This is a genomic window from Gordonia jinghuaiqii (genome assembly GCF_014041935.1).
GTDB classification, from domain to species: domain Bacteria; phylum Actinomycetota; class Actinomycetes; order Mycobacteriales; family Mycobacteriaceae; genus Gordonia; species Gordonia jinghuaiqii.
Genome location: NZ_CP059491.1, coordinates 55,726 through 65,686, shown reverse-complemented (window position 1 = coordinate 65,686; position 9,961 = coordinate 55,726). Strand labels below are relative to the sequence as shown.

The window sequence follows — 9,961 nt, the reverse complement described above, 5'->3', positions numbered from 1 at the left end:
GCATGCGCCGTGTACAGGCGATTTGGCCAGGCGTCATTAGCACAGGCTAACCTTAACACGCCGTTCAAGCCGCTTACATCCGTGTGGGCGTCGTCCGTGCGGGCCCGTGATCAAGAGGAGAAGTGATGAGCGAACCTGCCGTACGGGTGGACGCCATCACCAAGTCCTTCGGTGACGTCCACGCGGTCCGGGACATCTCGTTCGAGGTGCCCGCCGGCACCGTGCTCGGCATCCTGGGACCCAACGGGGCAGGCAAGACCACGCTGGTCGACATCCTGTGCACACTCCTCACCCCGGACTCGGGTACGGCGTCGGTCGCCGGGCGCGACGTCGTCCGCGACGCGGCCGGTGTGCGCGAGGCGATTTCGATGACCGGCCAGTACGCCGCCCTCGACGAGACCCTCGGTGGGCGCGACAACCTGATCTTCTTCGGCCGGATGCAAGGCCTGCGCCGGCGCGCGGCCCGCGAACGCGCCGACCACCTCCTCGAACAGTTCGACCTCGCCGAGTACGCCAAACGACCCGTCTTCGCCTACTCCGGCGGCATGCGCCGCCGCCTCGACATCGCGTGCGGCCTGGTGGTGAGACCCGAGGTCGTCTTCCTCGACGAACCCACCACCGGCCTCGACCCGCGCAGCCGGCAAGCGGTGTGGGGGCTCGTCGAATCACTCAAGGCCGACGGCATCACCACCCTGCTCACCACCCAGTACCTCGAGGAGGCCGACCGCCTCAGCGACAGCATCGTCGTCCTCGACAAGGGGCAGGTCGTCGCCGAGGGAACCGCCGCGGAACTGAAGAACAAGGTCGGCGGCACCTACTGCGAGGTGATCCTCGACGACCCGCTGCGTGCCGACGCCCTGGGTGCACTGCTCACCGAACGACTCGGCACCGAGCACCGGCCGACCGTCGGGGCCGGCGCGACGATCACGCTGACGTCCACCGACGGGATCGCGACCATGGGCGAGGTCATCGCGATCGCCCGCGACGCCGGCATCGGACTCGCCGACATCGGCCTGCGCACCCCGTCGCTCGACGACGTGTTCCTCACCCTGACCGGTTCCCCCGGTTCGGGCGCGACCGACTCCGAGGCCGGTTCCGCCCGGTGATCGGCACCGGAACGCCCACGGTGACCGGCATCGACGAACGGCGCCTCACATGGCCCGACGTCGACGACCCGGCAACCGTCGCCCGGAACCGGCCCTTCGCCCGCCAGTGGGCGACGATGACCGGCCGCGGCATCCGGTCCGCCTGGGGCGAGGGCGAATTCCTGGTCGCGGTGGTGATGCCGCTGGTCTTCGCCCTCGGCTTCTATCTGCCGCTACGGCTGGTGATGGCCGACCGCGGCATCGACTACGCCCAGTTCCTCATGCCGATCATCGTGCTGCAGGCGGTGGCGTTCACCGCGGTCGCCGCGGCCCAGCGGGCGACCCTCGACAAGCTCCGCGGGATGAACCGGCGTCTCGCCTCGATGCCGGTGCGTCCGCTCGTCCCCCTGTCCTCACGGATGACCATCTCGATGGTCCGTTCGGTGGTGTCGATCGTCGCGGCGCTGATCTTCGGTGCACTGCTGGGCTTCTCGTTCAGCGGCAGCGCCCTCGACACTCTCGCGTTCGTCGGCTTCGCGCTGGCGGTGGCGCTCGTGCTGGCGATCGGCGCCGACTCGCTGGGACTGATCGCCCGGAATCCGGAGGCGACCTCGCAGTTGCTCGTGCTGCCTCAGCTGGTCCTCGGCCTGCTGTCCACCGGGTTCGTCCCGGAGTCGGGATTTCCCGACTGGGCACAGCCTTTCGCCCGCAACCAGCCCATCTCCCACTTCGCCGGCACGATGCGCGAACTGGCCGAGGGCAATCCGACGGCGTCGACCGTGGTGCCCGCGCTGATCTGGCTCGGGGCACTCGCCGTCGTGTTCGTCGCGCTCGCCCATCACACCCAGACCCATCGGCGCCTGTACCCATGACACAAGTACCCATGACACCGGTACCCCCGACATCGGCAACCCGGACATCGGCAACCCGGACCCCCGGTCACACAACCCCGGCACCCGACGCCCTGCGGTTCCCGCCGCGTGAGGCCTGGACCGCCGAGTCGACGCCGCGGGCGTTGCTGCGCGGCTCGATGCTCCAGGCCGAACGCATCCTGGTGAAGTGGGCCACCGACCCCGCGACCCTCCTTCAGTCACTGCTCTTCCCGGCGCTGATGGTCCTGATGTTCTGGCTGGTCTTGGACCGCTCGGTCAGCGCTCACTCCGGGTCGTCGAGTGTGTTCGGCATGGTGCCGATGGTCGCCCTCGTCGGCGCGATGTCGGGTGCGTCGATCAGCGGTCTGGGGTTGCGACGCGAACGGATGTCGGGGCTGCTCACCAAGATGTGGGTGCTCCCGGTGCACCGGGCCTCGGCGATGGTCGGGCGGCTGCTGGCCGAGGCGGTCCGGATCGTCATCACCGTCAGCGCCGTACTCGCGGTGGGCACGATCATCGGGTTCCGCATCGAATCCGGGGTGCTGGGCTACGTCGCGATCATCGGCGTCACGCTGATCTTCGGCATCGCCTTCTCCATCATGGTCACCGCGCTGGCGCTGCTCAGTCGCGACTCCCACATCGTCGAATGGGTGGCCATCGGCACCAACCTGGCGATGTTCTTCAACACCGGTTTTGTGCCCGCCCAGTCCTATCCGGCGTGGTTGCGGCCAATCGTGGAGTATCAGCCGCTCAGCTGCGCCGTCGAGGCCATCCGGGGGCTGGCCTCCGGCGGACCGGTCGCCCTACCGCTGCTGCTCACCGCCGTGTGGGCGGCCGGGCTGCTCGCGGTCTTCACGGGGCCGACGTTGTCGGGGTATCGGCGCGCCGCCTCGCGGTGAGCACCCCAGCCCCCTGACCCCTAGCCCCGTAACCCCGTAGCCCGTTCGGCCTATGGCCCTACGCCCGCGGCGTGTATATCGTCACTCCGACGAGTGCGAGAGCCCCGAACCCCAGGAGTGCGTGAATGTTGCGACGAGTCGTGTCGGTCTTCGTGGCCGTTACCGTGATGGCACTGGGGATGATCGTGGGCACCGCCCAGACACCGCAGGCTTCGGCAGCCACCAGTTACGGCAACGTCTACATCTCTTTCCCGAAGTGGCAGGGCAACTGTCCGCGCGGCGGCAACGTCTACGCGATCGGCGGAAGTGTCACCGGCCTCGAGGTCCCGACGTCGTGGAACGCGAGGGGCTGGGACTACGGCGACGACCTCATCTATGCGCGGGTCGCGCTGAAGAAGCGGAGCCAGGTCAGCGCCCAGGTGTGGTGCAACCAGGCGAAGCCCACTGCACGGCCGCGCAGCATCTCGGTGTCCCACACCGTGATCGCTCAGATCAAACCGACCCGCAACGGCCAGACCGTGTGGGTGGGCCCCAAGGGCGTCAAGAACAGCTGACGCAGCTGTCCGAGGCCCGTCACACGTAATAGCAACGGAACTGGATGCTGCCCTTGATGCGCCCGACGAGGTTGCCCGCGAGGAACAGCCACCGTCCCAGCGGCGCGCGGGTGATCGCGGTTGGCAACAGCGGATTGCGGATCAGCAGGTAGAGCAACACATCCACGGTGGCGTACCAGGGCCGGCGCGGCATGCCGTAGTGGCGGTAGTCCGCATAGAGTCGGGCGTCGCCCTCGCCGCACATCACCGACTGATCCCAGATGCCGGCCAACGAGTCCCGGAGCCGGTAGGCGACCAGCGCCTTGGGGGCGAGAACCATGGTCCCGCCGGCCAGCTGCACGCGGATCGCGAAGTCGGAGTCCTCGGCGCCCCGGTCGTACTCGAGGTCGAATCCGCCGACCCGGTCGAACCATTCACGCCAGACACCGAAGTTGCAGGTCGGGTGCACGCGCATGAAGCCCGGCACGTGGTAGGGCTCGTCGGGTTCCAGGACGTGCCGCCAGCTGCGCACCTCGTCGGAGTTGAGGGTGTGGGTCTCCAGCGCGCCGCCCACCGCGGCCGCTCGCGTCGCCACCGCGGTGAGTTCGGTGAGCCAGTCCGGGTACGCCCAATCGTCACCGTCGCAGAAGGCGATGAAATCACCGGAGGATGCGGCGACGCCCATGTTGCGTCCCTGCGATCCGCCGCGCCGCTGGGAGGCGTCGGTCCAGGTCATGCGGAGACGCTCACGCAGCGGGTGGTTCTCGATGTGCGCGCGCAGGCCGTCGGTGGAGCCGTTGTCGGCGATGATCACCTCGAACGGCCGAGGATAGGTCTGTGCGGCGAGCGCCTCGAGTTGATGATCGATGACGTGGACCCCGTTGCGGACCGGGATGACCACCGAGACCAGTTCGGGGAGCGGGCGTTCGGTGTCCTCGTAACGCTCACCGACCGGCGTCGTCCCGCCGTGGCTCCCGGCGGGCCGGGACAGCCCTGCACGGAGCCGCGCGGCGCGCTGCAGCGTCCGTTCCGGGATGCGCCCGGTCTCCCCCTTCGCGGCCGCACGGAGTCCGGCGGCGGTCAGGTACACCCGGGAGAGCCGGTCGGTGCCGATGAGCATCGCCCGTCCCCGCGCGATCACGTCCTTGGCGATCGACGCCGATGTCCACAACGGTTCGGTGCGTGCATAGCGGCGGTACATCACCGACCGGTTGCGGGCGATGTAGTAGTGACGGAACGGTGCGTCCTCGGTGAACTCGATCGCCGCGCCCGCACCGCGCCCGCGCAGCATCCACCGCAGCGGACGCGGGGGTGTCCACGTGGCGGACCGCCCCAGACTGTGCCGAATCCGGTTGCCGGGCACGATGAGTGCCGACCCCCCGGCGGCACGCGCCCGGAGATAGAACTCGGTCTCCACACAGTCGATGAACAGGTCCTCGTCGAAGAGGCCGATCTTCTCGAACAGACCCCGCGAGATCACCAGGCCCGACTGCAGCGGCTCGAAAGCCAGGGTCAACCCCTTCTCGGCGAACCAGAACGGGGCGACGTCGTCGTTGATGAACGCCGGCGAGGCCATGGCGTCGGTGACACCGAGTGACGCCGCCAGCGCCAGGTGGTCGACGGCGCGCCGGACGTAATCCGGACCCAGATGGGTGTCCTGGTCCAGGGTCAGCACGGTATCCGCTCCGCGCGCGAGGGCCTCTCGCACACCGCGATTGAGAGCGTGCGCGATCCCCTGGTTGGTCGGGTTCTCGAGGACCGTCGCACCGGCGGCGGCACACTCGTCGAGCACGGTGCGCACCGCCCCCTGCGGTGAGGCCGCCAGAGACGGCGAACCATCGTCGACGATGATGACCGAATCCGTTTGCTGGAGTGTGATTTCCACGGACTCGAGCAGTTCGCGGCTGGGTTCGAAGGCGGCTATCACCGCGACGGTCGTGTGGCCGGTGCTCATGACTCAGAGACCTTTGTTCTCGAGGGCGGCCGCGACTGCTGCCGCGGTGGCGGTGACGTGTGGCGCACGCATCATGGCGTGGTGATCCCCGGGCACGGTGACCGTGTGCAGTTCACCGGTCACCAGGCGTGCCCAGGTGTCGGGGTGGTCGGGGTTGTCGGCGGCCTTCACCAGCGTGACCGCACCTGCGTACGGGGTCGGCCGGTGGCGTCGGATCAGGTCACGACCGAGGTCCCAGAAGACGTTCCACTGCAATGTGGTCGGCAGTGTCCAGAGTCCGGCGGTGGCGACGAGGCCGCGCATCGCCAGGCGTGTCCACAAGATCTGCAGGGACTGTGACCGGGAGGGTGTGGTGCGCTCGGTCGCTGCGCCGGTGCGGTCCGGAAGGGCTGCCGGTCCGGCGGTGCCGGTTCCCTCGGTCATCCGACCCCCCACTCGGCGAACGAGCTGCGGCTCGAACCGGGAGTCCAGAACGATCACGGGGTCGCACACCTGACCGTCGGCGCGCAGGATGGACGCGGCCTCGAGCATGACGAACCCGCCGAACGAGTAGCCACCGAGACGATAGGGACCTTCGGGTTGTACCGAGCGGATGTCGGCGATGGCGCGGCGTGCCGCTGCGCGAATCGATCGGTCCGCCCGGCCACGGCCTTCCAGTCCGTATGCCTGGAGTCCGAATACGGCTGGGTCACCGTCGATTTCACGTGCCAGCGGCAACAGGCTCGCCGCCGGCGTGCCTGCTCCGGCCATCAGGAACAGCGGCGCGCCGGTGCCGGTGCGCAGCCTGGTGATCGTGGCGCCCGACGCTGAACGCGCCCGGTCGCGGTGGGCGTCGTCGAGCAACTCGGCGAGTCCGGCGATGGTGGGCGTGCCGGCGAAGTCGGCGGTCGAGATGTCGACCAGCCACCGTTCGCGCAATTCGGTGAGCATCGTGGCGGCAGCCAGCGAGTCACCGCCCAGGGACACGAAATCCTCGTTGCGCCCGACGGTGTCGAGTTCGAGGATGCCGCACCAGATGTGCATCAATGCCGCCTCGGTGGGACCGCGGACGGGTTCGGGTGCGCGTGGCGGTGGCGGCGGCAGCGCGGCCCGGTCGACCTTGCCGCGCTCGTTGCGCGGCAATGCATCGAGGACCACGACGTCGCGCGGGATCATCCACGGCGCCAGCGTCTTCGCCAGGGCAGTGCGGATCTCGGCCGGCGAGGGCGTCCACTTGGCGGGGTCGACGGCGACATGAGCGGTGAGGCGTGCGGCTTCGCGGTCGGCGGTGACCACGGCGTCGACGGTCCACGGCAGCGCGCGGAGAGCCGCTTCGACCTCGATGGGTTCGACCAGGTATCCGCGGATCTTCACCGCGTCGTCGCGACGGCCGAGGAGTCGCAACTGCCCTTCGTCGTCGAAGCGGCCGAGATCGCCGGTCCGGAACCGCCGCCTGCCGTCGGGCAGCTCGGTGTACTTCTCCGCGGTCAGCTGCGGGTTGTTGAAGTAACCGAGGGAGATGTAGCCCGATTCGACGACGACCTCGCCCGCGGTACCGGCCGGGACGTCGTTGCCCTCGTCGTCGACGATGCGGATGTGCTTCTTCGACGCCGGGGCGCCGACGGGGATCGCGCCGGTCGGAACTTCCCGGCCGGCCGGGAAGAAGTTGAAGGCGAGGTCGGCCAGTTCCGATGCGCCCGACCAGCTGCAGAACACGGCCTGCGGCGCCACGGTGGCGCGTACCTGTGCGACGTCGCCGTGGTGGACCGGTTCCCCGCAGGTCGACAGCAGACGGACACTCGGGATCTCGTCGGCGGCACCGAGACCGGCCAGCCAGGACCGCAGCAGTGACGGCGTGCAGTGCACGGTGGTCGCGGTCTCGTGGGCAAGCCACTCGCGCAGGCCGATGGTGGTGCGGCGGCGCACATCCCAGAGCAGCAGCGTCGCACCGTTGAACAGGGCCATGGTCAGGCAGTCGATGCCGGCGCCGAAACTGAGCGGGAGCAGCGCGGCCACGCGGTCGGCGGGCCCGAACCCCATGAAGTCCCGGCCGTCGAGTGCCTGGGCGAGGCCCGCCCGCTGCGGGTGGACGACGCCCTTGGGTGCGCCGGTCGACCCCGAGGTGAAGACGAGGACGCCGGGATCGTCGGGACCCACGACCGGGAGCGGAGCCGCCGACGACGGCAGCGCGGCGATCGCGGCCGGGGTCAGCCGGCGCGCGCCGGAGAGGTCGAGGATGTGGTCGCGCCGGTCGTCGGGAAGGAAGGGGTCGAGCAGGATGACCGGGTGCCCGGAGGTGAGGACCGCGAAAATCGACAGCACCGATTCGACGTCGGACTCGATGTCGACCGCCACCGGCCGCCCGGGTTCGGCGACCGCCGCGGCGATCGCCCGGCCGCGGTCGTCGGTGTGCGCAAGCGCCTCACGGTAGGTGATCGAGGACTCGGGCGTGCGGATGGCCACCGCGTCCGGGTTCGCCGTCGCGCTGCGACGCCAGAGGGCCACAACGGTTTCCGACGGCGCCGACCCACCGTCCGGTTGTTCGGGCGCGTCGGGATTCACCGTGGTCATGATGTTGCTCCTGCGGGCTCTGAGCAGCCTGAGACCGCAGGAGTCAGGAAGCCGACCGCGATGGCGGTGGCCGCCAGACATCTGTAACGCATAGTTAGGATAGGCTACCTAACTCATGCTGGTGCGTCGCGGTCGGGCCCGGTCAGGGTCGAGTACCGTCCCCCTCGCCGAGAACCGGGAGCCGCAACCGCGACGAGCTGCCGACGGTGTTGACGCTGGCCGCGCCGAACTGGCCGTGCCGGAACCCGAGGATGGTCGGCGCGTCGTCGATTCTGTCCGAACTCGTGAGCACCAGCCGTAGGCGGTGGCCCACACGCAGGCGACGGGCATTGGCGACCAGCGGGATTCGATAGGTGGTCGGTTCACCCGCGTGCACCAGTGTCGGTGTGGTCCTGGGCAGTACCGGGTGGCCCGGGGTACTCGACGACTCGTCGATCTCCCGTAGCGCTGCACGCAGCCAACCGCCGGTGATGGGTGTCCCGGTCCCATCGGGTGCGACGTCGTAGAGCACCGTGATCCATGCGGTGTCGGAGGTCGTGATCGTGGCGTCCAGAGCGAGTTCGAGGTGGCCGGCGAACTCGAGCGCCGACGAGAACGGCTCGGTCTCCCAGATCAGACGATCCGGGAGGTCCGGCGGGTTGGCGTTGGGCAGCGACTCCACGTATGGCGGCTGGAAGAGGTAGGCGCGCGTTCCCGGTTCTCCCTCCTCGCGGGCGAGGACACCGTCTGCCCGCAGCGCGTAGTCGACGATCGCACTCTCCGCGGGCGGCCATTCCGCGGCCGTGCGCCAGTCGTCGGCCCCGGGCAGGTGGTACCGGATGGGCGGGCCGTCGATGATCCCGGTGTCGCGGCCCTTGAGCCAGTGGTCATACCAGGCGAGAGCCTCGATGTGCATCGACTCCCACGGCCAGTTGAGTCCACCGGGCGGCAACAGCGTCATCCGCACATTCGGGTTGTGGCGCAACGCCTCCCAGGTTGAGAAGGTGCCGGGCAGATGCATGATCGAGTTGTCCCAGTCGCAGCCCAGATACACGGGGATCCGCACCTGCGCCAACGCCTTCGTGACATCACGATCGGCCCAGAAGTCGTCGTGGACCGGATGTTCGATGGTCGCCTGCCGCCACAACCGGCCGAACGGCTCTTGGGGATGGCGGGCTCTCATCACCGACTTGAGAGCACTCGCCATCGCTTCGCCGTTGAGATGCGCCAATCGGCGGTGCACCGGGGCGGCGGACAGGATGCCGGTGAGGATGCGGAGCGCACGACCGCGCCAGAAACCGTCGTCCTTGCTGCCGAGTCCACCGACGGCGGCGATCCACGGCCCGATGAACGACTCGCTGAGCAACCCGTTGTGCCAGACGACGTCGAAGACACTCTCGTTGGTGCCGAAGGGGAACACCGCTTTGAGAGCCCGTGGCGCGGTGACCGCCGCAGCCAGCTGCGCCATCGCGAAGTAGCTGATGCCGAGCATCCCGACCGCACCGGCGCACCATCGTTGCGCCGCGACCCATTCGATGGTGTCGTGGAGATCGTTCCGCTCGGTGCTGTCGAGCAGACTCCACGTTCCGCCGGAACCACCGGTCCCGCGGGCGTTGACGATCACATGGACGTACCCGCGCGGCACGAAGAAGTCGCTCGACCCGGCCTCCACGAAACCCAGTGGGGCCCGGGTGTTCTGGATCTGGCGGGGGTACGGGGAGAAGGACACCAGCGCAGGCGCCGCCCCCACTCCTTCCGGGCGGTAGATGTCGGCGAGCAGGGTCGTGCCGTCTCGCATCGGCACCTCGACGTTGATCGATGCCGCCATCTCGTACACCGGCTCGCTCAGATCACGGAACTCGCGGCCACTGGTCTGGATGCCGTTCAGGCGACGCTGCCCCTTGTCCACTCCGGACACTCGTGTCACCGGCACACCCCTCGTCAGCTCTCGGTTCCGTCGCCACCCGGTGGCGGGTCGCCTCGGACTTCACGTGTGTTGCCGATCTCGTGCACACGAACGAGCTGAAAGTAACACCGAACCAGAAGCCGAGTCGCCGGTCGCGACAAGTTCGGTACGAGGGTCAGCGAC

General features: G+C 69.0%; 7 protein-coding genes. 4 read left to right on the top strand and 3 right to left on the bottom strand.

Translation table 11 applies throughout. The features are described 5' to 3' along the window. Positions 1–125 precede the first annotated feature (125 nt). The 4 genes from H1R19_RS00305 to H1R19_RS00290 all read left to right on the top strand — a co-directional run bounded on the left by H1R19_RS00305 (position 126) and on the right by H1R19_RS00290 (position 3,410). Positions 126–1,106, top strand: a complete 981-nt coding sequence (locus H1R19_RS00305) for an ATP-binding cassette domain-containing protein (RefSeq protein ID WP_219850299.1) — start codon at positions 126–128, stop codon at positions 1,104–1,106. After that, positions 1,103–1,957: an ABC transporter permease gene (locus H1R19_RS00300; protein WP_219850298.1), complete on the top strand. Its 855-nt coding sequence runs from the start codon at positions 1,103–1,105 to the stop codon at positions 1,955–1,957. Before H1R19_RS00305 ends, H1R19_RS00300 begins: the two co-directional genes overlap by 4 nt. An 11-nt stretch (positions 1,958–1,968) precedes the next feature. Continuing rightward, entirely contained in the window at positions 1,969–2,856 is an 888-nt protein-coding gene (locus tag H1R19_RS00295; protein WP_219850297.1) for an ABC transporter permease, read from the top strand. A gap of 125 nt (positions 2,857–2,981) precedes the next feature. Then, a complete protein-coding gene (locus H1R19_RS00290) occupies positions 2,982–3,410 on the top strand; it encodes a hypothetical protein (protein WP_188330654.1) in 429 nt (142 codons plus the stop codon). 19 nt (positions 3,411–3,429) lie between these two features. Here the strand turns inward: H1R19_RS00290 and H1R19_RS00285 are convergent, their stop codons facing one another. The 3 genes from H1R19_RS00285 to H1R19_RS00275 all read right to left on the bottom strand — a co-directional run bounded on the left by H1R19_RS00285 (position 3,430) and on the right by H1R19_RS00275 (position 9,799). Further along, complete coding sequence (locus H1R19_RS00285; RefSeq protein ID WP_219850296.1) at positions 3,430–5,343, bottom strand: glycosyltransferase family 2 protein; 1,914 nt, start codon at positions 5,341–5,343, stop codon at positions 3,430–3,432. A 3-nt stretch (positions 5,344–5,346) separates the two neighbouring features. Next, positions 5,347–7,893, bottom strand: a complete 2,547-nt coding sequence (locus tag H1R19_RS00280) for an AMP-binding protein (RefSeq protein WP_219850295.1) — start codon at positions 7,891–7,893, stop codon at positions 5,347–5,349. A gap of 142 nt (positions 7,894–8,035) precedes the next feature. Next, the gene (locus tag H1R19_RS00275) at positions 8,036–9,799 is read right to left on the bottom strand and encodes a CocE/NonD family hydrolase (protein WP_244970817.1); all 1,764 of its coding nucleotides are present in this window, start codon (positions 9,797–9,799) and stop codon (positions 8,036–8,038) included. Positions 9,800–9,961 lie beyond the last annotated feature (162 nt).